The 25,392-nt window shown below is 69.5% G+C and carries 24 protein-coding genes; 6 read left to right on the top strand and 18 right to left on the bottom strand.

What is annotated here, in order from left to right:
- Positions 1-61 precede the first annotated feature (61 nt).
- The 6 genes from fabG to WG902_RS13520 all read right to left on the bottom strand — a co-directional run bounded on the left by fabG (position 62) and on the right by WG902_RS13520 (position 4,819).
- Positions 62-811, bottom strand: a complete 750-nt coding sequence (gene fabG, locus WG902_RS13545; protein ID WP_340060614.1) for a 3-oxoacyl-ACP reductase FabG — start codon at positions 809-811, stop codon at positions 62-64.
- Positions 808-1,758 (bottom strand): ACP S-malonyltransferase, encoded by a 951-nt coding sequence (fabD, locus tag WG902_RS13540; RefSeq protein ID WP_340060613.1) that lies wholly within the window; start codon positions 1,756-1,758, stop codon positions 808-810. The genes fabG and fabD overlap by 4 nt, the downstream gene beginning before the upstream one ends.
- A 41-nt stretch (positions 1,759-1,799) precedes the next feature.
- A complete protein-coding gene (locus tag WG902_RS13535; protein WP_340060612.1) occupies positions 1,800-2,777 on the bottom strand; it encodes a beta-ketoacyl-ACP synthase III in 978 nt (325 codons plus the stop codon).
- A gap of 2 nt (positions 2,778-2,779) precedes the next feature.
- Positions 2,780-3,832, bottom strand: a complete 1,053-nt coding sequence (plsX, locus tag WG902_RS13530; protein ID WP_340060611.1) for a phosphate acyltransferase PlsX — start codon at positions 3,830-3,832, stop codon at positions 2,780-2,782.
- Between the two features lie 105 nt (positions 3,833-3,937).
- On the bottom strand, positions 3,938-4,120 hold the full coding sequence (rpmF, locus tag WG902_RS13525; protein ID WP_332827369.1) for a 50S ribosomal protein L32: 183 nt from the start codon (positions 4,118-4,120) through the stop codon (positions 3,938-3,940).
- A gap of 156 nt (positions 4,121-4,276) precedes the next feature.
- The gene (locus WG902_RS13520; protein ID WP_340060610.1) at positions 4,277-4,819 is read right to left on the bottom strand and encodes a YceD family protein; all 543 of its coding nucleotides are present in this window, start codon (positions 4,817-4,819) and stop codon (positions 4,277-4,279) included.
- A gap of 25 nt (positions 4,820-4,844) precedes the next feature.
- Between WG902_RS13520 and WG902_RS13515 the strand changes: the two genes are divergently transcribed.
- Entirely contained in the window at positions 4,845-5,453 is a 609-nt protein-coding gene (locus WG902_RS13515) for a Maf family nucleotide pyrophosphatase (protein ID WP_340060609.1), read from the top strand.
- On the top strand, positions 5,450-6,208 hold the full coding sequence (locus WG902_RS13510) for an SAM-dependent methyltransferase (protein WP_340060608.1): 759 nt from the start codon (positions 5,450-5,452) through the stop codon (positions 6,206-6,208). Before WG902_RS13515 ends, WG902_RS13510 begins: the two co-directional genes overlap by 4 nt.
- A 145-nt stretch (positions 6,209-6,353) precedes the next feature.
- Here the strand turns inward: WG902_RS13510 and WG902_RS13505 are convergent, their stop codons facing one another.
- Genes WG902_RS13505 through WG902_RS13490 form a run of 4 tightly spaced genes read right to left on the bottom strand, consistent with a single transcriptional unit; the run spans position 6,354 to position 9,329 of the window.
- Positions 6,354-7,325: a S49 family peptidase gene (locus tag WG902_RS13505; protein WP_340060607.1), complete on the bottom strand. Its 972-nt coding sequence runs from the start codon at positions 7,323-7,325 to the stop codon at positions 6,354-6,356.
- A 1-nt stretch (position 7,326) separates the two neighbouring features.
- Positions 7,327-7,698, bottom strand: coding sequence for a Rieske (2Fe-2S) protein (locus WG902_RS13500; RefSeq protein ID WP_340060606.1), 372 nt, complete (start codon positions 7,696-7,698; stop codon positions 7,327-7,329).
- Position 7,699: 1 nt separating this feature from the next.
- Complete coding sequence (locus WG902_RS13495; RefSeq protein WP_340060605.1) at positions 7,700-8,368, bottom strand: HAD family hydrolase; 669 nt, start codon at positions 8,366-8,368, stop codon at positions 7,700-7,702.
- Entirely contained in the window at positions 8,340-9,329 is a 990-nt protein-coding gene (locus WG902_RS13490; RefSeq protein ID WP_340060604.1) for an RluA family pseudouridine synthase, read from the bottom strand. Before WG902_RS13490 ends, WG902_RS13495 begins: the two co-directional genes overlap by 29 nt.
- Positions 9,330-9,831: 502 nt before the next feature.
- Between WG902_RS13490 and WG902_RS13485 the strand changes: the two genes are divergently transcribed.
- Positions 9,832-13,161: an Rne/Rng family ribonuclease gene (locus tag WG902_RS13485; RefSeq protein ID WP_340060603.1), complete on the top strand. Its 3,330-nt coding sequence runs from the start codon at positions 9,832-9,834 to the stop codon at positions 13,159-13,161.
- A gap of 152 nt (positions 13,162-13,313) precedes the next feature.
- On the opposite strand, the gene WG902_RS13480 is transcribed toward WG902_RS13485, so the two are convergent.
- Genes WG902_RS13480 through hemC form a run of 4 tightly spaced genes read right to left on the bottom strand, consistent with a single transcriptional unit; the run spans position 13,314 to position 17,297 of the window.
- Positions 13,314-14,567, bottom strand: a complete 1,254-nt coding sequence (locus WG902_RS13480; protein WP_340060602.1) for a heme biosynthesis protein HemY — start codon at positions 14,565-14,567, stop codon at positions 13,314-13,316.
- Positions 14,568-14,569: 2 nt separating this feature from the next.
- Positions 14,570-15,634, bottom strand: a complete 1,065-nt coding sequence (locus WG902_RS13475; RefSeq protein ID WP_340060601.1) for a uroporphyrinogen-III C-methyltransferase — start codon at positions 15,632-15,634, stop codon at positions 14,570-14,572.
- Positions 15,631-16,386 carry a uroporphyrinogen-III synthase gene (locus tag WG902_RS13470; protein WP_340060600.1) on the bottom strand — a complete coding sequence of 252 codons (756 nt, stop codon included), beginning with the start codon at positions 16,384-16,386 and terminating at the stop codon, positions 15,631-15,633. The genes WG902_RS13475 and WG902_RS13470 overlap by 4 nt, the downstream gene beginning before the upstream one ends.
- Positions 16,387-16,394: 8 nt before the next feature.
- Complete coding sequence (gene hemC, locus WG902_RS13465; RefSeq protein WP_340060599.1) at positions 16,395-17,297, bottom strand: hydroxymethylbilane synthase; 903 nt, start codon at positions 17,295-17,297, stop codon at positions 16,395-16,397.
- 73 nt (positions 17,298-17,370) lie between these two features.
- Between hemC and ppc the strand changes: the two genes are divergently transcribed.
- Together ppc and WG902_RS13455 are read left to right on the top strand one after the other, a co-directional pair.
- Positions 17,371-20,175 (top strand): phosphoenolpyruvate carboxylase, encoded by a 2,805-nt coding sequence (ppc, locus tag WG902_RS13460; RefSeq protein ID WP_340060598.1) that lies wholly within the window; start codon positions 17,371-17,373, stop codon positions 20,173-20,175.
- Positions 20,176-20,370: 195 nt separating this feature from the next.
- Positions 20,371-20,574 (top strand): hypothetical protein, encoded by a 204-nt coding sequence (locus tag WG902_RS13455; protein ID WP_340060597.1) that lies wholly within the window; start codon positions 20,371-20,373, stop codon positions 20,572-20,574.
- 28 nt (positions 20,575-20,602) lie between these two features.
- Here WG902_RS13455 and WG902_RS13450 read toward each other — a convergent pair whose 3' ends face one another.
- Genes WG902_RS13450 through WG902_RS13435 form a run of 4 tightly spaced genes read right to left on the bottom strand, consistent with a single transcriptional unit; the run spans position 20,603 to position 23,885 of the window.
- The gene (locus tag WG902_RS13450; protein ID WP_340060596.1) at positions 20,603-20,851 is read right to left on the bottom strand and encodes a DUF3297 family protein; all 249 of its coding nucleotides are present in this window, start codon (positions 20,849-20,851) and stop codon (positions 20,603-20,605) included.
- Between the two features lie 11 nt (positions 20,852-20,862).
- A complete protein-coding gene (locus WG902_RS13445; protein ID WP_340060595.1) occupies positions 20,863-22,041 on the bottom strand; it encodes an AI-2E family transporter in 1,179 nt (392 codons plus the stop codon).
- Between the two features lie 43 nt (positions 22,042-22,084).
- On the bottom strand, positions 22,085-22,822 hold the full coding sequence (locus WG902_RS13440) for a LytR/AlgR family response regulator transcription factor (RefSeq protein ID WP_340060594.1): 738 nt from the start codon (positions 22,820-22,822) through the stop codon (positions 22,085-22,087).
- 19 nt (positions 22,823-22,841) lie between these two features.
- Positions 22,842-23,885, bottom strand: coding sequence for a sensor histidine kinase (locus WG902_RS13435; RefSeq protein WP_340060593.1), 1,044 nt, complete (start codon positions 23,883-23,885; stop codon positions 22,842-22,844).
- A 103-nt stretch (positions 23,886-23,988) separates the two neighbouring features.
- Here WG902_RS13435 and argH point away from each other — a divergent pair, with 103 nt between their 5' ends.
- Complete coding sequence (gene argH / locus WG902_RS13430) at positions 23,989-25,383, top strand: argininosuccinate lyase (RefSeq protein WP_340060592.1); 1,395 nt, start codon at positions 23,989-23,991, stop codon at positions 25,381-25,383.
- Positions 25,384-25,392: the final 9 nt, after the last annotated feature.

The following is a 25,392-nucleotide window of genomic DNA, read 5'->3' as shown; positions in this document are numbered from 1 at the left end:
GGATCCCCTTCCCAGGGGAGACCGGGCATCGCGATGCGCTGCCCGGTCCGTGGAATCAGGACTATGTCATGTACATGCCGCCATTGACGTGGATTTCCTGGCCCGTCACGTAGCCGGCCTGGGGGGAGGAAAGCCACGCCACCGCATGCGCGATGTCGGCGGGTTTGCCCAGGTGGCCCAGCGGGATCTGGCCCAGCAGTGCCTTCTGCTGGTCTTCCGGCAGGGCCGCCGTCATGTCCGTCTCGATGAAGCCGGGCGCCACGCAGTTCACCGTGATGCCGCGGCTGCCAAGCTCGCGCGCCAGCGCGCGGGTCATGCCGGCCACCCCGGCTTTCGCCGCGGCGTAGTTCGCCTGCCCGGGGTTGCCCGAAGCGCCCACCACGCTGGTGATGCTGACGATGCGGCCGTAGCGCTGCTTCATCATCGTGCGCATCACGGCGCGGCTCATCCGGAAGACGGCCTTCAGGTTGGTGTCCAGCACCGCGTCCCACTCGTCGTCCTTCATGCGCATCGACAGGTTGTCGCGCGTGATGCCGGCGTTGTTCACCAGCACGTGCAGCGCGCCGTGCTCCTTGGTGATGGCGGCAATCAAGCCTTCGGCGGCCGCGGCGTCGTTCACATCGAGCTTCTCGCCCTTGCAGCCGGCATGCTGCGCCAGGCCGGCGCTGATCTTCGCGGCGCCGTCGTCGGTGGTGGCCGTGCCGATCACCTTCATGCCACGGGCGGCGAGTTCATGGGCGATCGCTGCGCCGATGCCGCGCGAGGCGCCGGTGACGAGGGCGACCTGGCCCTGCAGCGTGGTGGTGGTCATGCGAGCAGTCCCTTGGCTTCGGCCAGGCTGGCCGGATCGTGGATGCTGGCGGAAACCAGCGTCGGGTCGATGCGCTTGACCAGGCCGGCCAGCACCTTGCCGGGGCCGCATTCGACGATGGTGGTGATGCCCCGCGACTGGATCGCGCGCACGCATTCGACCCAGCGGACCGGACCGAACGCCTGTTCGTAGAGGGCGCCGCGGATGCGATCCGGGTCGGTCTCGACCTTCACTTCGATGTTGTTCACCACCGGGATGCGCGGCGCGACGAGCGTGGTCGCCGCCAGCCGCTCCTTCAGACGCTCCGCCGCCGGCTTCATCAGGCTGGAATGGAAAGGCGCCGACACCGGCAGCGGCAGCGCGCGCTTGGCGCCCATGGACTTGAGCAGTTCGCAGGCCTTGTCGACGGCCGCCTTGCTGCCGGCGATGACGGTCTGCGCCGGATCGTTGAAGTTGGCGGCCTCCACCGTCTCGCCGCTGTTCGGGCCGAAGCTGCGCAGGGCCTCCGCGCACCCCTCGATCACCCGCTGCGCGTCCATGCCGAGGATGGCGGCCATCGCCCCGGTGCCCACGGGCACCGCCTCCTGCATGGCTTGCGCCCGGAACCGCACCAGCGGCGCGGCGTCCGCCAGCGTAAGCGCGCCGGCGGCGACCAGCGCCGTGTATTCGCCCAGCGAGTGGCCGGCCACCACGGCAGGCTGTGCGCCGCTCTCGGCCAGCCACGCACGGTAGGCGGCGAGGCCGGCCACCAGCATCACGGGCTGCGTGTTCGAGGTCAGCGCCAGCGCTTCCTTCGGCCCTTCCCGGATCAGCCGGCCGACGTCCTCGCCGAGGGCCTCCGATGCTTCCTGCAGCGTCTTGCGAACTTCCGGATGGTCGCCCCAGGCGTCGAGCATGCCGACGGACTGCGAGCCCTGCCCGGGAAAGACGAAAGCGAACGATTTCATGTCTCCACCTGCTTTGTCGTTGTACGAGCCGCTGTCCCGGCTCAGAAGTCCAGCAGCACCGCACCCCAGGTGAAGCCGCCACCCACGCCCTCGAGCATGAGCGTGTCGCCCTTCTTGACCTGGCCCTTGCGCACCGCGGCGTCCAGCGCCAGCGGGATCGACGCGGCGGACGTGTTGCCGTGCTGGTCCACCGTCACCACCAGCTTGTCCATCGGCAGCTTCAGCTTCTTCGCCGTGCCCTGCATGATGCGGATGTTGGCCTGGTGCGGAATCAGCCAGTCGATGTCGGCTTCGGTGCGGCCCGCCTTCTGGAGGGTGGCGCGCGCGGATTCCTCCAGCACGCCCACGGCGAGCTTGAACACCGCCTGCCCGTCCATCTTCAGCAGCGGGTCGCCGAGCACCTTGCCGCCGGACACGTTGCCGGGCACGCACAGGATGCCCACGTACTTGCCGTCGGCATGCAGGTCGGTGGCCAGGATGCCGGGCGTATCCGACGCTTCGAGCACCACCGCGCCGGCGCCGTCGCCAAAGAGGACGCAGGTCGTGCGGTCCTTGAAGTCGAGGATGCGGGAGAACACCTCGGCGCCGATCACGAGCGCCTTGCTGGCGCTGCCGGTGCGGATCATCGCGTCGGCGACGGTCAGCGCATAGACGAAGCCGCTGCACACCGCCTGCACGTCGAACGCCGGGCAGCCGGCGATGCCCAGCTTGTGCTGCAGGATCGCGGCGGACGAGGGAAACACCATGTCCGGCGTCGATGTGGCGACGATGATCAGGTCGATGTCGGAGGGCTGGCGTCCCGCGGCTTCCAGCGCGCTGCGCGCCGCGTGCAAGCCCAGGTCGCTGCTGGTCACGTCGGCTTCGGCGAAGTGGCGCGCGCGGATGCCGGTGCGCTCGACGATCCACTGGTCGGAGGTTTCGACACCGTCGGCTGCGAGTTGCGCCGCCAGCTCCGCATTGGTCACGCGCTTCGGCGGCAGGTAACTGCCCGTGCCCGTGATCCGGGAATACTTGGTCATTCTCAGGTGGTGGCCGTTTCCACGGGCGCGGCGTCGGCATCCGACCCGACCAGCAGCGGTCGGGCGTGCGCTATCCGGGCCTGGACGCGGTCGAGCAGGTTGTTGCGGGCCGCATCATAAGCCCGGTTGAGCGCCTGCTCGAACGAGAATTCGTCGGCGGAGCCGTGGCTCTTGAACACCAGGCCGCGCAGGCCCAGCAGGGCCGCGCCGTTGTAGCGGCGGTGGTCCACGCGCTTCTTCAGCGCGGTCAGGACCGGATACGCGGCCAGTGCGGCCAGCTTGGTCAGCGGGCTGCGGGTGAATTCCTCCTTGAGGAATCCGCTGATCAGCGAGGCGACGCCCTCCCCGGTCTTGAGCATGACATTGCCGACGAAGCCGTCGCAGACCACGATGTCGGTGGTGCCCTTAAAGATGTCGTTGCCCTCAACGTTGCCGAAGAAGTTGATGTCGCCGGCGGCGCCCGCGGATCGCAGCAGTTCGCCCGCCTTCTTGATGACTTCGCTGCCCTTGATCACTTCTTCGCCGATGTTCAGCAGGCCCACGGTCGGCATGTTGTTGCCGGTCAGCGCCGCGACCAGCGCCGAACCCATCACGGCGAACTGCAGCAGGTGCTGCTCCGTGCAGTCCACGTTGGCGCCGAGGTCCAGCACGGTGGTGGCCTGGCCCTTGGCGTTGGGGAGCTGGGTGGCGATGGCGGGCCGGTCGATGCCGTCCACCGTCTTGAGCAGGTAGCGCGCCAGCGCCATCAGCGCGCCGGTGTTGCCGGCGGACACGGCGGCTTGCGCGTTGCCGTCCTTCACCTGCTGGATGGCCACGCGCATCGAAGAGTCCTTCTTCCGGCGCAAGGCCACCTCGATGGCGTCGTCCATCGTCACCACCTCGGTGGCGGGCACGATGCGCGCGCGGGGATGCTCCAGGGATGCGAGCGCGGCCGGGGCGCCGACGAGCAGCAACTGCGCCTCGGGATGCGCGTGCAGGAAATGGCGGCACGCCGTGAGCGTGACGCGCGGCCCATGGTCGCCGCCCATGCAATCGACAGCCAGGATGGTCGTCATGGCATCAACTGTAGGGGCAAACCGGCGGATTGCGAGCGCAGAAGAGACAAGGGCCCGGCTGCACCGCGCGGCGCAGCCGGGCCCCGGGATCCCGTGACTGCAGGATCAGGCGTCGTTCTTGGTCTTCACGACCTTGCGGCCGCGATAGAACCCGGTCGGGCTGATGTGGTGGCGCAGGTGCGTCTCGCCCGTGGTGGGCTCCACCGCGATGCCCGGCGTGACCAGGGCATTGTGCGAACGGTGCATGCCGCGCTTGGAAGGCGACTTCTTGTTTTGCTGGACAGCCATGACGGGCTCCTGGAATCTGGGCGCCGCGCGCAGCGATGCACGCGCTCGGCAGGTTGATGGGTTGGACGGGTCGCGAAGGTCGGCGCACGCCCCATGGCCATGCCGCTGCCCTTTTGGCGCGAAGCCCGCGATTATAGACCAACTCGGCTGCCCCGCCTACTTGCCGGCCTTGATGCGCCCCAGGACGGCGAACGGGTTCTCGCGCTGGCCGCCGGCGGTGTCGAAATCGTCATCCACCGCGGACATCTTCACGGGTTGGGGGCACACCTCGTGCATCGGGGCGACCGGCACCTCCATCAGGAGTTCGTCCTCCACCAGTTCGAGCAGGTCGAAGCTGTGGCTCAGCGCCAGCAAGTCCTCCTCGGCCGCGTCGTCCTCGGCCGCGGCCGTGGCCTCGTCCGGCACGAACCGGAAGGAGCGGCGCACCGCCAGCGGCATCTCCACCGGGGCCAGGCAACGCTGGCAGACCAGCGGCAGGTTGGCGGCGACATCGAGGTGCAGCCAGACCTGCGGATGCACGTGCCGCGGGTTGAGCAGCTCGCCGCGAGCCTGCCAGGTGACCGGGCGGTCCGGCGCGCCACCCTGGGTCTCGGCGGAAAGCCGGTGGTAGCGGCGCAGCCCGTCTTCGCCCGTGAGCTCGGCTCCTTCCTCGGCGAAGCGGCGCACGTCGAGACGGTGCGGGTCGTAGTCCTTGGCCATCCGGCCAGTGTAAGAGAATCACCGGATGCCGCCGTCCACTGAAGCCCCCGCCGCGCGCCCGCTGGTGCTGGGTTCCACCTCCCTCTACCGCCGCGAGCTGCTGGCACGGCTGAGGCTGGCGTTCAGCGTCGTGCCGCCGGACGTGGACGAAACGCCCCGGGCCGGGGAAACGCCTGCGCTCCTGGCGCGGCGACTGGCCGCCGCCAAGGCCGAAGCCGTGGCGCGCCTGCATCCGGGTGCGGTGGTGATCGGCTCGGACCAGGTGGCGGACCTGGATGGTGAGCCGCTGGGCAAGCCGGGCAACCATGCCAACGCCCTGGCGCAGTTGCGCAAGATGAGCGGCCGCACCGTGATCTTCCAGACAGCGGTGACGGTGATGTGCGCGGACAGCGGCTTCACGCAGCACGACCTGGCGCCGGTGCGCGTGCGCTTTCGCGAACTGGCGTTGCCCGAGATCGAGGCTTACCTCCAGGCCGAGCAGCCTTATGACTGCGCGGGCAGCGCCAAGAGCGAGGGTCTGGGCATCGCGTTGCTGGACGCCATCGACAGCGACGACCCGACCGCGCTGGTCGGACTGCCCTTGATCCGCACCTGCCGGATGCTGCGCGCGGCCGGCATCCGCGTGCCGGGATGAAGGGCCGGCTCTACCTCGTCCCGACGCCGCTGGATTTCGGCTGCGCTGCGGTGGCGCCGCTGGCGGACGTGCTGCCGGCCGGCACCATCGCCGTCGCCGCGGGCCTCACGCACTGGATCTGCGAGAACGCCAAGTCGGCGCGCGCCTTCCTCAAGCGGGTCGGCGAGGTGCAGGCACTGGCCGCCACCGTGCAGTTGCAGCAGATCCAGGAACTGCCACGCGCCGTGCACAAGAAGGGTGACCACGCGCCTGCGTCGTTCGACGCGCGGGGCCTGCTGCAGCCGGCGCTCGATGGCCATGACATCGGCCTGGTGAGCGAAGCCGGCATGCCGGCGATCGCCGATCCTGGCTCGTCGGTGGTGCGGGCCGCGCATGACCTGGGAATCGAAGTGGTGCCGCTCGTGGGCCCGGTGTCGCTGCTGCTGGCGCTGGCGGCCAGCGGCCTGAACGGCCAGAACTTCGCTTTCGTGGGCTACCTGCCGCAGGAAGGCGCCGCGCGCCAGCAGCGCTTGCGCGAGCTGGAAGCGCTGGCCCTGCGCACGGGACAGTCGCAGCTGTTCATCGAGACGCCGTATCGCAACGTGGCGCTGTGGCAGGCGATGCTGCAGTCGCTCAAGCCCACGACACGCATTGCGATGGCTTCAGCATTGACGCTGCCGACCGCGCGATGCCGCAGTGGACTCGTTGCGGAGTGGAAGAGGCTTGCGGAACCGGTGACGAACGACGTGCCCAGCGTGTTTGCCCTTGGCGCATAGTCGGACTCGCTGCGGATTTCAACGCAGAAGACGCAAAAGAAAGACAAAAGACGCAGAAAAAACCAATTGGGTTTCTTTTGCGTCTTTGGCTGTTCTTCTGCGTCTTCTGCGTTAATTTCGCAGCGCGACGGGCTCTCTTCGGAGACTACCGAAGGGGCTGCATCGTCCGCAACGCCTTCACCGCGCCCTCGCCGATCGATGCACCAAAACGCTTGGCCAGCTTCTCGGCGACGTTCTCGTGGCGGGTGTAGTCCACCAGTTCCTCCGCCTTGATCACTTCGCGGGCGACGTAATCGAGGTTGCCGAGCTGGTCCGCCAGGCCCAGTTCGATGGCTTGCTGGCCGGTCCAGAACAGGCCGCTGAACAGCTCGGGCACTTCCTTCAGGCGCTTGCCGCGGCCGGTGCGCACCACGTCGATGAACTGCTTGTGCACGTGGTTCAGCATCTCCTGCGCATGTTCGCGCTGGCGCTCGGTCTGCGGGCTGAACGGGTCGAGGAAGCCCTTGTTCTCGCCGGCCGTCATGAGCCGGCGCTCGATGCCCAGCTTCTCCATCAGGCCGGTGAAGCCGAAGCCTTCCATCAGCACGCCGATGCTGCCCACCATGCTGGCCTTGTCGACGAAGATGCGATCGGCCGAGACGGCGATGTAATACGCGGCCGAAGCACAAGACTCCTCGACCACGGCGTACAGGGGCTTCTTGTATTTCGCCTTCAGGCGGCGCAATTCGTCGTTGATGATGCCGGCCTGCACCGGGCTGCCGCCCGGCGAGTTGATCAACAGAACGACGCCCTGCGCGCCGGCATCTTCGAAGGCCGCCTTGGCGGCGGCGACCACGAATTCGGCGCTGGCCTCGTTGCCCGAACCGATCTCCCCGTCGATCTCGATCACGGCGGTGTGCGGCGTCAGCTTGTCGGCGCCCGTGCTGCCGCGCGACGACAGCGTCCAGAACAGGAAGATGAAGAACGCCAGCCAGGCCAGCCGCACGAACGTGCGCCAGCGGCGCTGCGCCCTCTGCTCCTTCAAGGTCGCGAACAGCAGGCGCTCCATGGTGCCGCGCTCCCATCCGGTTGCGGGCGCGGGGGCCGGGCTTTCCGGCGGGGTGGTGGGATCGTTCATGTCAGAAGGAAACCGGTTGCAGGTTGTAGTCAGTATGCCAGTGCACGACGCCATCCCTCTCCGTGAGGGCAATGCGCACCAGCGCGCCCCGGCAGGGCCCGCCAGCGCAGGCGCCGGTGTCGGGCTGGTAGGCAGCGCCGTGCGTGCTGCACAGCAGCCAGCGGCCGGTGTCGTCGAAGAACTGGTTGGGCTGCCAATCCATTTCCATCGCCACGTGCGTGCATCGGTTCAGGTAGGCGTGCACACCGCCCTGCCAGCGGATGGCGAAGGCGCGGCAGGTCTGGCCGGCATACACCACGTCGAACGGTACGGCGACCCCGCCGTCCACGAGGTCGCGGCCGTTGCAAAGGGGGACCTGCTGCGCCTGGCTCACGTCACGCGTGCTCCAGCAGCCACTCGTGCAGCTCCGCGACCGAATGCACCACCACCTGCGGCCCCAACGCCGCGAACCCGTGTGTGTCGTGGGCGCCGTAGCTCACCGCGACGCTGGGGCAGCCCGCATTCAGCGCCATCTGCAGGTCGTGGGTGGTGTCCCCGATCATCAGCGTGCGCCGCGGCTCGGTCCCGAACTCGGTCATCAGCTCATGCAGCATGCGCGGATCGGGCTTGCCCGCGGTCTCGTCCGCCGTGCGCGAGCCGTCGAACACCCCGTGCAGCTGCTCGCTGCGCAGGACGTCGTCGAGCCCACGGCGCGACTTGCCGGTGGCCACCGCCAGCCAGTGGTTGCGCTTGCGCAGGGCCGCCAGCATCGGCAGCACGCCGGGGAACAGGCTCAGGTCGTCCTGCCGCGCCATGTAGTGGCGGCGGTAATGCGCGCCCAGCTCCGCATAGCGCTCGCGCGGCACGTCCGGCGCGGCGTGCGCCAGTGCCTCCATCAACCCCATGCCGATCACGTAGGCGGCGTCGCTGTCCGACGGCACCGCGCCGCCGACATCGCCCACGGCCTGCTGGATGCAGCGCACGATGATCTGCGTGGAGTCGAAGAGGGTGCCGTCCCAATCGAAGGCGATCAGGTCAAACCGGCGCGGTCGGGAGGCGGGCATGGTCGATGAAATTCTGCAGCTCCAGGGGTAGCGGCGCGAGCAATGCGACGCGTTCCGCCGTGGCCGGGTGATCGAACTGTAACCGCCACGCATGCAGGAACATGCGCTTGAGGCCCTGCTTGCCCAGCACCTTGTTCAGCTCGAAGTCCCCGTACTTGTCGTCGCCCGCGATCGGGTGGCCGGCGCTGGCCAGGTGCACGCGGATCTGGTGCGTGCGGCCGGTCTTGATGGTGACTTCGAGGAGCGTGAAGCCCTGCAATTTCTCCTGCACCTTCACCACGCTGATCGCCCGCATCCCGTCCGGATCATCTTTCGCCACCACCTTCACCCGCCGCTCGCCGTCGGCCTGCAGGTACTTGTGCAGCGGCTGGTCGATGACCTTCTTGCTGGCCGGCCAGGCGCCGGTGACGAGCGCCAGGTAGGTCTTGCCGGTTTCGCGGTCGCGGAACTGCTCCTGCAGCTTCGTCAGGGCCGATCGCTTCTTGGCCACCAGCAGGATGCCGGAGGTCTCGCGGTCCAGCCGGTGCACGAGCTCCAGCAGCTTGGCCGCCGGCCGGGCCTGGCGCAGCTGCTCGATCACCCCGAAGCTGACGCCGCTGCCCCCGTGCACCGCCACGCCCGCGGGCTTGTCGATGGCCAGCACGTGGTCGTCCTCCAGCAGGATGGGGAACTCGCGCGGCGGCGCCGGTTTGTCCGCCTTGGCCGCCACGCTGTCGGCGATGCGCACCGGCGGTACCCGCACGACGTCGCCCTCCTCCACCCGGGTGTCGGCCCCCGCCCGGCCCTTGTTCACCCGCACTTCGCCCGACCGGATGATCCGGTAGACATGGGTTTTCGGCACGCCCTTGAGGACCCGGATGAGGAAATTGTCGAGGCGCTGGCCTGCGGATTCCTCCCCGACGACAAGAAACCGCACCTCGGCGCTTGCAGGGGGCGGCCGGCCCCCTATAATCTGTTTCACCAGGGTTACGCTGTAAGTGGTTGATTTAGCGGGCAGTTTAGTCCACCCCTCCCACCTGCATCGCCCCTGGCTGGTCGATGCCACCGGCATCGTGCCGCGCAGATTCCGGGCCTGAGCCCGTCATGGCGCGGCCGGTGCCGGCAGGGGCCGGCTCTTTGAAACACTGATACGGAATACGAGTCCGCAAGCCTCCGGCTTGCGGACGGATCAAAGCGAGACAACGGTGCTGATGGTTCTCCTCCTGGCTTTCTGGCGCTGGCTGCTGCCGGCGCCTGCCATGCAGGCCCCTTGGCTTCTCGACGGCGCCCATTCCACCGCTGCATTTGCGGTGCAGCGCCGTCGCTCCCTCGCCCCCATCCCTGTGCCTTTGCGACGGTTGCTGAGCTAGACAGCTCGGGCAGCCGCGTCGCACTCCGGCAATTCCATTCGTTTCGAAGCGCCTGTTCGCATCGTGGGGCCTCCGCAGGGAGGCCGGCATGTTTGACGAGAAAAAGGTGACGCGATGAAGCGGATGCTGATCAACGCCACGCAGGCGGAGGAACGCCGGCTGGCGATCGTTGACGGGCAGAAACTGCTCGACTACGAAATCGAGATCGAGGGGCGCGAACAGCGCAAGGGCAACATCTACAAGGCGGTCGTGACGCGGGTCGAGCCTTCGCTCGAAGCCTGCTTCGTGGACTACGGCGAAGACCGCCACGGCTTCCTGCCGTTCAAGGAGATCTCCAAGCAGTACTTCGCCCAGGGCGTATCGGTCTCGCAGGCGCGCATCAGCGACGCCATCCGGGAAGGGCAGGAGCTGCTGGTCCAGGTGGAAAAAGAAGAACGCGGCAACAAGGGCGCGGCGCTCACCACGTTCATCTCGCTGGCCGGCCGCTACGTGGTGCTGATGCCCAACAACCCGCGCGGCGGCGGCGTCTCGCGCCGCATCGAGGGCGACGACCGGGCGGAATTGAAGGAGAACATGGACCAGTTGGAGTATCCCAACGGCATGTCCATCATTGCCCGCACCGCAGGCATCGGCCGCAGCGCGCCCGAACTGCAGTGGGACCTGAACTACCTGCTCAAGCTGTGGACCGCCATCGAAGGCGCTTCCAAGGGCGGCAAGGGCGCCTACCTGATCTACCAGGAGTCGAGCCTGGTCATCCGCGCGATCCGTGACTACTTCAATCACGACATCGGCGACATCCTGATCGACACGGACGACATCTACGACCAGGCGCACCAGTTCATGGCGCACGTGATGCCGGAGCACGCGGCCCGCGTGAAGCGCTACCGCGACGACGCGCCGCTGTTCGCCCGCTTCCAGATCGAACACCAGATCGAGTCGGCATATGCCCGCGAAGTGAAGCTGCCGTCGGGCGGCGTGGTGGTCATCGACCATACCGAAGCGCTGGTGTCGATCGACGTCAACTCGGCGCGCGCCATCAAGGGCGGCGACATCGAGGAAACCGCAACGCGCACCAACCTGGAAGCGGCAGACGAAGTGGCGCGCCAGATGCGGCTGCGCGACCTGGGCGGCCTGATCGTCATCGACTTCATCGACATGGAAGAGTCGAAGAACCGGCGCGAGGTCGAGAACCGCCTGCGCGACGCGCTGCGGCAGGACCGCGCCCGGGTGCAGTTCGGCTCGATCAGCAAGTTCGGCCTGATGGAGATGAGCCGCCAGCGACTGCGCCCGGCCCTGTCCGAAGGCGCATCGATCCCCTGCCCGCGTTGCAGCGGCCACGGCCACATCCGCGACACCGAAAGCTCGGCCCTGCAGATCCTGCGGATCATCCAGGAAGAGTCGATGAAGGACGGCACGGCCGCCGTGCACGTCCAGGTGCCGGTGGAAGTCGCTTCGTTCCTGCTGAACGAGAAGCGCCCCGAGATCGCCAAGATCGAGATGAAGCAGCGCATCAACGTGCTGATGGTGCCGAACAAGACGCTGGAGACGCCGAACTACCGGCTCGAGCGCCTGAAGCACGACGATCCGCGCCTGGACAGCCTGCGCGCCAGCTACCACATGGCCGAGGAGATCGAAGACCCGACCGCCGTGACGCGCCGCTCGCACGAGCGCACCAACAAGCAGGAGCCCCTGATCAAGGGCGTGCTGCCGGACGCGCCGGCGCCGATGCCCGTGGCGAAGCCGCCCGTGCAGGAGCCAGTGGCCAGGGTGGCTCCCGCCCCCGCTGCGGCACCCGTACCCACCGCGGCTCCCGTGCAAGCGGCGCAGGCCCCGGCGGAGAAGGGATTCTTCTCGTGGTTCAAGAACGTGCTGGGCCTGGCCCCGACGGACGCCGCTCCCGCAGCGCCAGTCGCAGTGCCCGCTTCGACACCGACGGCCGGCAAGGACGAAAAGCGCGAGCCGCGCGCCGATGGCCGCACTGACGGCCGCGGCGATGGCCGCAGCGATCGCGGCGATGGCCGCAGTAACAGCCGTCGTGGCGGACGCGACCGGGGCCGCGACAGCCGCGGCAGCGACAACCGTGGTGGCGACAACCGTGGTGGCGACAGCCGCCGTGGCAACGACAGTCGCCGCGAGGGCGAGAAGCGCGAACCCATTGCCGCCGAAGGCGAGCAGGCCGGTCAGAAGCCCGAAGGCCAGCGCGATTCGCAGCGCAACGACGGTCGCGGCAGTCGCAATGACCGCAGCCGCGGCGGCGACAGCCGCCAACGCGACCAGCGCGAGCCGCGCGAGGCCACCGACCAGCGTGCGCCGCGTGAAGCCAACGACAGCCGCGGGGAGCAGCGCGAGCCTCAGTCGCGCGACAGCCGCGAGCCGCGCGAGGCGCGGGACAGCCGCGAGCCGCGTGAAGCCCGGGACAGCCGCGAGCCGCGCGACAACCGCGAGCCGCGGCAGGCCCGGGACAGCCGCGAACCGCAGCAGCCCCAGCAGCCGCAGCAGCCGCAACAGCCGCGCGAGACCCGCGAAGGGCAGCCGCCGCGCGAAACCCGCGACAATCGCGAGCCGCCGGAAAGCCGCGAGCGCTACGAGGCGCGCCAGCGCCGCGAGGCCGAGCGCTCCGACCGCGAGCGCGAGGAGCTGCTGCAGCGCAATGCCGCGGGCGAAGGCGTCGCCATGGATGCGCCGGAGGCCGGCAACGAAGGCGGCGCCGCGCAGCAGCCACGCCAGGAGTCACGCGGTGACCGTGGCGAGCGTGGCGACAGCCGCGGTCGGGACCGTGGAGAGCGCCGCGACAACCGCTTGCCGCGCGATTCCTCGCCAGAAGGTGAAGCCCTGGCCGGGGCGGCCGGCTCGGTCGGCGCGGTGACCGAATCGCCGATGGCGGAGCGTCCGCCGATGGCCAACGCCGTGCTGGAGTCGCATACGCACTTCGACGAAACGCGGCCGGTGGAAGCCGGCAACGACGAAAGCCGGCGCGGCCGCTCGCGCGATCGCTACGGCCGTGACCGCCGCGAGCGCGGAGAGCGCGCCGACCGCCCGGAGCAGGCGGCCGACGTGGCCACCGGCGCCGAAGTGTCGCCGGCGGAACAGGAAGTGTTCGCCGGCCATGCGCCGATGCCGCGAGAGCGCCATGCCGGCAACGGCGCGGGACGCGTGCAGCAGCCGGTGGCTGCGGCGGCCGCACCGGCCACGGGACGCGTGATGCCGCGTGTCCAGGCCTTCAACCTGCCGATCGACGACCTGAAGCACGTGGCGGAAGGTTCGGGCCTGCAATGGGTTCTGTCGGACGCGGAGAAGATCGCCGCCGCGCAAGCAGCGATGGCGGCCGAACCCAAGCCGGCGCACGTGCCGCGCGAGCGTCCTGCCGTGCAGGTGGCCGATGAAGGGCCGCTGGTGCTGGTGGAAACGAAGCGCGACCTGCGCAACCTCAACGTGCCGTTCTAAGCTGACGTTCGATGAGAAAGGGCGCCTTCGGGCGCCCTTTGCATTGGTCGCTTCCGACGCCGGGGGCCGCTTCGCGGAACCCGGCCAACGAAGCCCTCACCTCCACCGTCGGCCGGGTTCGGCAAAGCCGACCCCGGCAGCTGCAGACGAGATCACTCCCCCGCTGCCCGCTTCCACGCCAGCGCCGCGGCCGTTGCATCTTCGCGTTGCTCCGCCAGCTCGGCGAGCGCGCGCCAGGCATTGCGGTGCAGGGTTGCGTCCTGCAGGCCGAGCGCGGCCTGCGTGAGCAACTGCTGCGCCTTGCCCCAGAGCTGCCGCCGCATGCAGGCCATGCCGGCCAGGTACTGCAGCGTGGCGTCGCGCGGATTGGCCTTCTGCGCGGCCTCGATGCGCGCCAGCCAGCCACCGTCCAGCGAGTCGAATCCCTCTTCCAGCGCGCCCACCAGCTTGACGCGCAGGCTGGCGGAGAGGCTGGCCTGCCGCTCCCACACTGGCAGCAGCCAGTCGCGCGCCAGCTGCGCGTCGCCGCGCAAGGCCATGAGCCGCTGCGCCGCGTGAATGGCCACCTCCGGCACCAGGCGCTCCGCCGGCTCGAGCGAAGCCCAGGCCCGCTGCAACTGCGCGACGTCGTAGGCGCCGTTCAACAAGTCGATCGCCAGGCCGCGCACGATGCTGATCGCCGCGACGTCGGAGAACGCGTGGTGCTTGGCCAGCAGGCGCGCGGTCTCCAGCGCTTCCATGGGCTGGCCGGCCTGGCGCGAGGCGCGCAGCCGCGTGCGCAGCGCCACGGTGCGGCGGGCCGCACCCTGCGGCAGGCTCTTGAGCAACTCCATGGCGGCGTCCGGCTCGCGGTCTTCCAGGGCCCAGCGCGCCGCGCGCAGGACGGCGCCGTCGCGGGTTCCCTGGGCATCGCGCGCCGAGGCCTGCTCCAGCGCACCCTTGAGGTGTTCCTCGCGGGCGCTGCGATCCTGCAGGGCCTGCGCGCTCTCGGCGGCGAGGATGTGCGCGATGGCGCGCAGTTGCGCGCTGTTGGCGGGCTCCTGCGCGGACGCGGTGAGGGAAGCCTCCTGCGCCAGCACCGCCTCGGCGGACTTGCGCGCGCGGATGTAGCGGCCCGCGAGCAGGTGCGAAATCGCATCCAGCAGCAAGCCGTGCATCGCCCGCTCCTTTTGCTGGGTGCGCCAGCGCAGCGCCTGCCGCGGCAGGTCGAACAGCGCGGACAGCGCGCGCATGACGGCGTGCACGAAGAAGAAGGACGCCGCCAGCAGCAGCAGCACCAGGTTCAGCGACAGGTCGATGCGGTAGGGCGGCCAGAACAGCGTGACGGAGCCCTGGTTGTTGCCGGCGAACAGTGCCACGGCCGCGGCAATGCCGAACAGCACCAGGAGCCACAGCGCGGAACCCACGGCTACTTCCCGGCCGACAGCGTGGCGATGGCCGCCAGCGTGTCGTTGACCCGCGGCACTTCCACCGATCGCACCTGGGCCTGCACCTGCTGCAGCTGCGTCGCCACGGCCTGCGTGCGGCGCGACGCGGGATCGAAGTACTTGTTCAGCGCGGCGATCGCGGCGGTGAGGTCGGCACGCGCCGTGTCGGTCTGGCGGGCCAGCAGCGACAGGCGCACGTTCAGCAGCTTCAGCTTGAGGTTCTCGCGCAGGAAGGTGGCCTGCTCGGGCGCCAGCAGCACGGCGTCGGGCTGGTCGATGCGGCTGACCCGCACCAGGCCCCGCGCCTCCTCCAGCAACGTGTCGCGCGCGCGCTCCCACCACACGCCGCCCTGCGCAGACGTCTTGCGCACCGGCTCACTGATGGCCCGCGCCGGCACGGCATTGGCCACCGGCAGGTCATCCACCTGCCGCACGACCTCGTCCAGCCGCGCCAGCAGCGCCGGGACGTCGGTGACGCTGGTGGAGCGGATTCTTTCGATGTCGCGGGCGATCGAAGCCCGCACGCGCGCCATCCGCGGCTGCGCGGCGCGCGCCAGGCGCTGCTCGGACATGCGCAGCTCCGCCAGCAGGGGCTCCGCGCTGCCGGTGAGCTGGGTTTGCTGCTGCGCCAGGCGCAGGGCCGAATCGATGTCGACCAGCAGGTTCTCGTCGCGCGACCGGGACAGGCTCTGGATCAGGTCCTCCAGCTGGGTGCGCTGCAGCGCCACCTCCGACAACCGCGCCTCGAGCACCGACTGGCGCGCCGCGGCGTCGCGCGCGATTTCCTGCGCCTGGCGCGCGAGCGCGCGCGCCTCGATCGCATTCGCGCCGCTGTCGGCCGACTGGCGCGCAAGTTGTTCCTGGATGGAAGACAGCCGCTGCCAGAGCATCACGCTGGACAGCAGGCCTGCGCCGGCGAGCAACCCGAGCACCAGCAGGACCCCGCGCAAGGCGCTGCGGCGCAGCGCGAAGGCCCCCGGGGCCGCGGCGGTCGGCGCCAACGCCGGCAGCGGCTCGGGCGCAGGGGACGGAGGCAGGGAACTCATCCGCCGGATTCTATCGACGCCACGACATCCTCGAAGGCGGGACGGGATGCCAGCACGGTCGCGAAGCCGAGCGCACGGACCGATTGCACGATGCGCGGATGGGTCGCCACGGCGCGCGCGCGCGACCAGTCCTGCCGCGGCAGCAGCGTGGCGAGGTTGCGTGCGGCCTCCGAGCTGCTGAAGAGCCACCAGGACCCATCCGCTGCGGCGCGGATGCCCTGCTGCACGTCCGCGTCGCTCCACGTCGGGAGTTCGCGCCGGTACGCCGCCACGTGCGCGACCCGGGCGCCCGCCGCCGCGGCTTGCTGCGCAAGCCATTCGCGGCCCTGGCTGCGGCCCTCGGTGTCCGCGCCGCGCACCACCAGCAGCCGGTCGCCAGGGCGCAACTGGCCCGCCACCTGCTGCCAGAGCGACTCCGAATCGAACTGGCCGGCATCGTGCGCCGGGGCGTCGATTCGCGCGGATGCGACGCCGGCGGCCAGCAGGGCCTCGCGCGTCGCCGGGCCGGGCGCCCAGGCCCGCCCCTTCGAGAAGGCGGGCGCGGCTGCGAAGAAGCCCTGCACCGCGTGCGCACTCACGAACATCACGGCCGCGTGTTCGTCGGCTTGCGCGGCCACCTTGCGCAGTGCCTGCAGGTCGGGCGCGGGGCCGATGGCGATGAGGGGCAGCACCACCGGATCGAAGCCGCGCTCGCGCAACTGCGCGGCCCAGCGCAACGCGTCCTGCGCCGGCCGGGTGACGACCACCGGCATGGGACGGGTCAGCGGGCGCCGCCGGCGCGCAGGCGCGCCGCGACGGCCTCGCCCAGCGCCGCGGCCTGGCCGAGGTCCGCCACCACGTCGGCGGAACGGGCGCGCACCAGCGCGCCGGGCTGGTCCGGGTCGCCCCAGGCCGCCGACAGCTGCAGGTATTCGCCGTCGAACGTTGCATAGGCCGCCAGCGGCATGGAGCAGCTGCCGCCCATGGCGCGGCTGACCGCGCGTTCGGCGGCGACGCAAAGCCACGTGGTCTGGTGCACCAGCGGCGCCAGCGCGGCGGCCACGTCGGCGCGCTGCGTTCGCACCTCGATGCCCAGGGCACCTTGCCCCGCGGCCGGCAGCATCTCCGCCGGATCGAACAGCTGGCGGATGCGCGAGCCCAGGCCGAGCCGCTTCAGGCCCGCGGCGGCCAGCACGATGGCGTCGAACTGCCCGTCGTCCAGCTTGCGCAGCCGCGTGTCGAGGTTGCCGCGCACCGGCTCGATCTTCAAATCCGGCCGCAAGGCGCGCAGCAGCACCAGGCGGCGCAGGCTGGAAGTGCCGACCAGAGCGCCTTGCGGCAGGTCGGAAAGCCGCTCGAAGCGATTGGAGACGAGCGCATCGCGCGGATCCTCGCGCTCCATGACGCAGGCGAGCACGAAGCCTGCCGGCAGCTCCATCGGCACGTCCTTGAGGGAATGCACCGCGAGATCCGCCCGGCCCTCCTCGAGCGCGACTTCCAGTTCCTTGACGAACAGCCCCTTGCCGCCGACCTTGCTGAGGGTGCGGTCGAGGATCTGGTCGCCCTTGGTGGACATGCCAAGCAGCGACACCGCGTGGCCATGCTGCGCGAGCAAGGCCCGCACATGCTCGGCCTGCCAGAGGGCCAGCCGGCTTTCCCGCGTGGCGATGGTGAACTGGCTCACTTCGTAACCCGCATGTCATCCTTCGAGGGGAAGGTCGATGCTAGCATCCCCTCGCCCCCCTACGGAACACCGCATGCCGCCCACCGAGCAGGCTCCCGCGCGCCGCGCGAAGGACAACGAACGCCCCCTGCTGGAGGACATCCGGCTGCTGGGGCGCATCCTGGGCGACGCGATCCGCGAGCAGGAAGGAGCGGAAACCTTCGAGCTGGTCGAGCGCATCCGCAAGCTGTCCGTGGCGTTCCGCCGCGACGCCGACCATGAAGCGGACCGGGCGCTGAAGTCGCTGCTGAAGTCGCTGTCGGGGGACGCGGCGGTGCGCGTGATCCGCGCCTTCACCTACTTCAGCCACCTGGCCAACCTGGCCGAGGACCGCCACCACATCCGCCGGCGCGAGGTACACGAGCGCGCCGGCGACCAGCAGGAAGGCAGCATCGAGGTGGCGCTGGCGCGGCTGCGCTGGGCCGGCATCAATGCACGCGCGGTGTCGCAGGCCTTGGCCCACGCCTACCTGTCGCCGGTGCTCACCGCGCATCCCACCGAAGTGCAGCGCAAGAGCATCCTGGACGCCGAGCGCGACATCGCGCGGCTGCTCACCGAGCGCGACGAGATCCGCGCGCGTGCGCAGCCGCGCGACGCGCTCGCGCCCAAGGAGCTCGCCGCCAACGAGGCGATGATCCGCGCGCGCGTGCAGCAGCTCTGGCAGACGCGGCTGCTGCGCTTCACCAAGCTGACGGTGGCCGACGAGATCGAGACGTCCCTCAGCTACTACGAAGCCACTTTCCTGCGGCAGATCCCCAAGCTGTATGGCCAGCTCGAACAGGAGCTCGGGCAGCAGCCGGTGGCGAGCTTCCTGCGCATGGGGCAGTGGATCGGCGGCGACCGCGACGGCAACCCGAACGTGACGGCGCAGACGCTGGAATATGCGCTGCGCCGGCAGTGCGAGGTGGCCCTGCGCCACTATCTGACGGAGCTGTTCTGGCTGGGGAGCGACCTCTCCATCTCCGCGATGCTGGTGAAGGTGACGCCCGCGATGCAGGCCCTGGCGGACGCTTCGCCGGACCGCGGCGAACACCGGCAGGACGAGCCCTACCGGCGCGCGGTGACCGGCATGTACGCGCGGCTGGCGGCCACGCTGAAGGAGTTCACCGGCGGCGACGCGGCGCGCCACGCGGTGCCACCGCAGAACGCCTACCTGCGCGCCGAAGACCTGCTGGCCGACCTGCGGACACTGCGCGACTCGCTGCTCGCCCACCACGGCGCGGCGATGGCGCAGCAGCGCCTGAAGCCCCTGATCCGCGCGGTGGAGGTGTTCGGTTTCCACCTGGCCACCGTGGACTTGCGGCAGAACTCGGAGCAGCACGAGGAAGTCGTCGCCGAATTGCTGGCCGTCGCGCGGATCGAAGCCGGATACCGCGAGCTCGACGAAGCAGGCAAGCGCGCGGTGCTGCTGCGGCTGCTCTCCGATGCCCGACCCTTGCGCGTGCTGGGCCACGACTACTCGGAGCACGCGCGCAAGGAACTGGCGATCTTCGAGGCGGCGAAGCGGATGCGCGCCCGCTACGGCGCCCAGGCCATCCGCCACTACATCATCAGCCACACCGAGGCGGTGAGCGACCTGCTGGAGGTCATGCTGCTGCAAAAGGAAGTCGGCCTGTTGCACGGCAGGCTGGATGCCGACGCCACCAACGACCTGATCGTGGTGCCACTGTTCGAGACCATCGAGGACCTGCGCCAGGCCGCGCCGATCATGCGCGAGTTCTATGCGCTGCCGGGCGTGGCGAAGATGGTGCAGCGCTCCGGCGCCGAGCAGGACATCATGCTGGGCTACAGCGACAGCAACAAGGACGGCGGCATCTTCACCAGCAACTGGGAGCTGTACCGGGCCGAGATCGCGCTGGTGGACCTGTTCGACCAGCTCGCCAACGCGTTCGACATCCAGCTGCGCCTGTTCCACGGCCGCGGCGGCACCGTGGGACGCGGCGGCGGTCCGAGCTACCAGGCGATCCTCGCGCAGCCGCCCGGCACCGTGCGCGGCCAGATCCGGCTGACCGAACAGGGGGAGGTGATCGCCTCGAAGTACGCCAACCCGGAGATCGGCCGGCGCAACCTGGAGACGCTCGTGGCCGCGACGCTGGAGGCCACCCTGCTGCAGCCGACCAAACCGGCCACCAAGGCCTTCCTGCAGGCGGCCGAGGTGTTGTCGACGGCCAGCATGCGTGCGTATCGCGCACTGGTCTACGACACCCCGGGCTTCGCCGACTTCTTCTTCGCCGCCACGCCGATCCGCGAGATCTCCGAGCTGAACATCGGCTCGCGTCCGGCGTCGCGCAAGTCGGCGCAGAGCATCGAGGACCTGCGCGCCGTGCCCTGGAGCTTCAGCTGGGCCCAGTCGCGCATGACGCTCAATGGCTGGTTCGGCTTCGGTTCCGCGGTCGAAGCCTTCCTGGGCGCGCCGGGCGCGCAGCGCAAGGAGGCCCTGGCCCTGCTGCAGAAGATGTACCGCCATTGGCCGTTCTTCCGCGCACTGCTGTCGAACATGGACATGGTGCTGGCCAAGAGCGACCTGGCGCTGGCATCGCGCTATTCGGAGCTGGTGCCCGATGCGCGCCTGCGCCGGCGCATCTTCGGCGCGATCGAGGCCGAGTGGCAACGGACCGTGGACGCGCTCGTGCTGATCAGCGGGGACAAGCACCGCCTCGCCAGCAATGCGGCGCTGGCCCGCTCGATCCGCCACCGCTTCCCCTACATCGACCCCCTGCACCACCTGCAGGTGGAACTGGTGCGGCGCTGGCGACAGGGCCAGGCCGACGAACGCGCCCGGCGGGGCATCCACCTGGCCATCAACGGGATCGCGGCGGGACTGCGGAATACGGGGTAAGCGGCCGCTCGGCCGTTGCCGGCCTACAGCGCTTGTCCGTCATCGCATAGGACAGCTCCTATGCCTCATCGGCCGCCGCCCGCCCTGCGCGTCGGTTGCGGCCGAGGCTGCAACGCACCCTTGGCTGATCGCAAGGCGCCGCGCCGTCGCCCATATTGGAACCAAGCCAGCAGGCCCAACCATCGGGAGTCGCAAATGATGCAATCCACCGCCAGCCAGTTCCAGCTTTGCTTCCGCTCGCTGTTCCACGAGGGCCGCGGGTTCGCCTTCCCCTGCGATCCGAAGGGCCAGGTGGACCTGGACGGCATGAGCGAGCGCGCCCGCAACAACTACTTCTATGCGCGCGCCATGGTTGGGCGGGAGCTGTCCGTCCCAGCGGTCGAGAACCCGCTGCACTGAGCCACGCGGCGCGCCGCGCCGGGGCCGCTCAACGGTAGAACGGCTCCACCTTCCCCTTCAGCTTGATCATCAGCGGCTGGCCCTTGCGGTCGACCGTCTTGCCCGCCGGGACGCGGATCCAGCCCTCGCTGATGCAGTACTCCTCCACATCGACGCGTTCTTGGCCGTTGAAGCGGATGCCGACGTCGTGTTCGAAGAGGGCGGCCACGTGGTGCGGGCTGCGCGGGTCGATCGAGAGGCGGTCCGGCAGCGGGGGCAAGGAAGTGGGATCGGTCATGTCCCGTATTGTCACGTCCCCAGGAGTTCGCCCACCGGCTTGAGGTCGTCCACCCGGTCGCACACCGCCTTGACCGCCATGAGGATGGGGATGCCCAGCAGCAGTCCCCAGACCCCCCACAGCCAGCCCCAGGCCAGCACGCCGATGAACACCGCCACCGGGTTCATGCTGCTCGCCTTGCTCGTAGCCCACGGGACCAGCAGGTAGCCTTCGATGGTGTTGATCAGCAGGGAGATCCCCGCCACCAGCAATGCCATGTTGGTGGTGCCGAATTGCAGGAAAGCCACCAGCCCGGCCCCGGCGGTGACAGCCACGGACCCGACATAGGGAACCAGGTTCAGGATGCCCGCCGCCACGCCCCACACCGCGGCGTACTCGAGTCCGAACAGGGCAAAGGCAATGCCGGTGGCCAGGCCGACGCCGACGCTCGCCAGCAGTTGCACCAGCATGTAGCGCTGCATCTGGGAGTTGATCTCGTCCAGCGCCTGCACCGTCAACTTCTTCTCGGCCAGGCCCGGCCCGGCGATCTTTACCAGCTTGCGCCGGAAGGTGTCGCCCGAGATCAGCATGAAATAGGTGAGGAAAGTGACCATGATGGTCTGGCCGATGCCGCTGACCAGGCCCAGGGTCCCCTGCCAGAGGTGGTCCCGCAGGTCAAACCGGGGCTTTTCCACGATGACCCGGGAGACGCCGCGGGTTGCGGGGACATTGGTGCCTCCGGCTTCGTCGGCCGCCTTCTGCAGTTCGGCGGCCGCCTTCTGCACCGTTTCCAGCGTGGTTTCGGACTTCTTGGCGGTGCGTTCGCGATTGAGGGAGTCGCGCAACTTGCGCGCGGCCTCGGGCAGCGAGGTGACCAGCTCGTTGGCGTCGTCGGCCAGCGAGTACATGGCGGCCCCCATGCCGCCGAGGATGCCGAGGATCAGCACGGCGGCGCTCAGGCTGCGCGGCACCTTGTGCCGGTACAGCCAGTCCACCAGCGGCGACAGCGCATAGCTGAAGACGAGGCCGACCATGAGCGGGATGAAAAAGCCGCTGGCCCAGCGCAGGACGGCCAGCATCGCCAGCACCGTCAGCACCACCAGGGTCGTGCTGCGCGCCGCGTTCGGCAGGTGCAACAGCGTGTGCGGCGGCGCGCGGGGATCGACCGGCGTGCGCGGCAGGTCGTCTATTTCGGATGGGTCCGGACTCACTGGTGTGTTCATTCCTTCGCGAGCCCTGTGGTTCTCGGTGTCTTCAGCTGGCCAGTGCCTCCCGCACCGCGCTCAGTTGCCGGCGCGACACGGCCAGCGACTCGTCCAGCCCGTTCAGGCGCACCGCCCAGCCTTCGCCTTCCTCGGCGTCGAAATGCTTTTCCAGCGCCCGCACCGCGCGCCGCGAAACCAGCGCATTGCGGTGCACGCGCAGGAACTGCGTGCCGTGGCGCTCCTCGAGCTCACTGAGCGAGCCGTCCAGAATATAGCTCCTGGCCGCCGTACGCACCGTGATGTACTTCAGTTCGGCCTTGAAATAGAGCACTTCGACCACCGGGACGCGCTCGGTGCGGCCGCGGTCCTGGATCACCAGCACTTCCTGTTCCGTCTCGCCGGCGCCGAGCCGGCCCAGGCGGGACCTCTCGATGCGCGCCAGCGCGGTCTGCAGCCGATCCAGCCGCACCGGCTTGGTCAGGTAGTCGACGGCCTCCAGCTCGAAGGCGGCCACGGCGTGTTCGGCGTAGGCAGTCACGAACACCACGGGCGGCGGCTCCGGCAGGGTGCGCAGCACCTGCGCCAGCGCCAGTCCGTCGGCGCCCGGCATGTGGATGTCCAGCAACACTCCGTCGAAAGCCTGTCGTCGCAGGTGCTCCATCGCCTGGGCGGCGTTGGCCGCTTCCGCCGCGATTTCCGCGGCGGGCTCGGTGCAGTCCGCCAGGAGCGTGCGCACGCGCGAGCGCGCAAGCGGCTCGTCATCGACCACCAGCATCTTCAGGCCCATCGCTATCCTCCGTCCGTTGTCATGCGGGTACTTCCATCCGCACCTGGTACAGCCCGTCGATCAATGCCGTCTGGAACTGTGCCTGTACGTCGTGCAGCAGCCGCAACCGGTCCCGCACGTTGTCTTGCGCCACGCCGTGCCCGGGCCGCCCCTGGCCCGATGGCACCGTGTTGGTGACCTTGATCACCACCACGCTCCCTCTCTTCTGGGTGGAGACCTTCACGTCCGCGCCGGTCGGACTGGGTTCCACTCCATGCTTGACCGCATTTTCCACCAACGGCTGCAAAAACAAAGCAGGCACTTTCGCACTGCCTGTTCGAGGGTCGATCGCCCACTCGACGCGCAGCCTTTCCCCGAAGCGGACCTGCTCGATCGCCAGGTAGTGGCGTGCAAGCTGCACTTCCTCGCCCAAGGTGACGGATTCGTCCTTGCTCACGAGCGCATGCCGGAACAGCTCGCTCAGGTCCTCCAGCAGCGCCTCGGCGCGGCGCGGGTCCTCCCGCACCAGGGCGATGGCGCTATTGAGGCTGTTGAACAGGAAATGGGGGCGGATGCGCGCCTGCAGCTCCGCCAGCCGCGCCACCGTTTCGGCCGGCAGCCGGCCCTTGGAACGCAGCACCAGGGCGGCGACAAGGACGGCGGACAACAGGGCGCCGGCGGCGGCCGACGCGAGCCAGGGCGCCTGCGTGGTGCCGGCGACGAGGGCAATCAGGCCGCAGCCATAGATGCCGGCCACGGCGCCGAGGGCGACGCCCACGGCCTGCTGCGCGGGGGCCGGCAGGCGCGCCAGCAGCCGCTTGCAGCTGCAGGTGATCACCAGCCACCCCAGGGTTGCGGGCAGCGCGGCCCCCGAAAGATAGGCCAGCCGCTCCACCCATCCCATCACCCCGCCGGCGCCGAACAGGGCCCCGACCGCCATCACCGTCTCCACGAACAGCACCGCGCGCAGCACCACTCCGAGCTGGCAGGCATCGAACAGCAGGTGGCCGGCGCGCGGCTTGGCCACGCGCGGCGTGTCGCGGGACAGCTCCTGGAACGCGGATAATAGTTGTTCGTCGTTCATCGGGCAGGGGTTGGCGCAGGCCGCAGAACGGGCCTCCTCGGGCCCCATTATTGGTGAATCGCCGCGTTTGCCTAGTCTCTTTCCCGCATCGTGTGCACCCCCTATGAGCCAACTCGATCAGAAATCCCAGGCCTGGTCCGCCCTTTTCAGCGAGCCCATGAGCGACCTGGTCAAGCGCTATACCGCCAGCGTCTTCTTCGACAAGAGGCTGGCGCAGGCCGACATCGCGGGCTCGCTGGCGCACGCGGCGATGCTCCAGCGCCAGGGCGTGATCTCCGCCGGCGACCTGGCGGACATCCGCCGCGGCATGGCGCAGATCCTGGCGGAAGTCGAATCCGGCGGCTTCGAGTGGAAGCTTGACCTGGAGGACGTGCACCTGAACATCGAGGCCCGCCTCACGCAGCTGGTGGGGGATGCGGGCAAGCGCCTGCACACTGGGCGCAGCCGCAACGACCAGGTCGCGACCGACGTGCGCCTGTGGCTGCGCGGCGAAATCGACTTGATAGCCGACCTGCTCACCGCGCTGCAGAAAGCGCTGCTCGGGCTGGCCGAAAAGAACGCCGACGTCGTGATGCCCGGCTTCACCCACCTGCAGGTCGCGCAGCCCGTGAGCTTCGGCCACCACATGCTGGCCTACGTGGAGATGTTCTCCCGCGACCATGAGCGCATGCTGGACGTGCGCAAGCGCGTCAACCGCCTGCCGCTGGGCGCGGCCGCGCTCGCGGGCACCACCTATCCCCTGGACCGCGAGTCGGTGGCGGCGGAGCTGGGCATGGAGGGCGTGTGCCAGAACTCGCTGGACGCCGTCAGCGACCGCGACTTCGCCATCGAGTTCGCGGCCGCGGCCAGCCTGGTGATGGTGCACGTCAGCCGGTTCTCGGAAGAACTGATCCTGTGGATGTCGCAGAACTTCAGCTTCATCCGCATCGCCGACCGCTTCACCACCGGTTCGTCGATCATGCCGCAGAAGAAGAACCCGGACGTGCCGGAACTGGCCCGCGGCAAGACCGGCCGCGTCGTGGGGCACCTCATGGGCCTGATCACGCTGATGAAGGGCCAGCCCCTGGCCTACAACAAGGACAACCAGGAGGACAAGGAGCCCTTGTTCGACACGGTGGACACGCTCAAGGACACGCTGCGCATCTTCGCCGAGATGGCCGAAGGCATCACGGTGCAGCCGCAGGCGATGGAGCAGGCCGCGCTGAAGGGCTACGCCACCGCCACCGACCTGGCCGATTACCTGGTGAAGAAGGGGCTGCCCTTCCGCGATGCGCACGAAACCGTCGCGCACGCCGTCAAGGCCGCCGTGTCGCACAACTGCGACCTGGGCGAGCTGCCGCTGGCCGTGCTGCAACAGTTCAACCCGTCGATCGAGAAGGACGTGTACGACGCCCTGTCGCTGCGCGGCTCGCTGAACGCCCGCAACACCCTGGGCGGCACCGCGCCGGCCCAGGTGCGCGCGCAGATCCAGCGCCACCGGGCCCGGCTGGGCACCTGAGATTCAAGG

Origin of the sequence: Ramlibacter sp. PS3R-8, from assembly GCF_037572435.1 — a bacterium.
Classification (GTDB): Bacteria; Pseudomonadota; Gammaproteobacteria; order Burkholderiales; family Burkholderiaceae_C; genus Ramlibacter.
Note: the sequence above shows the minus strand (reverse complement) of the source record. Positions and strands in the feature narration are given on the sequence as shown.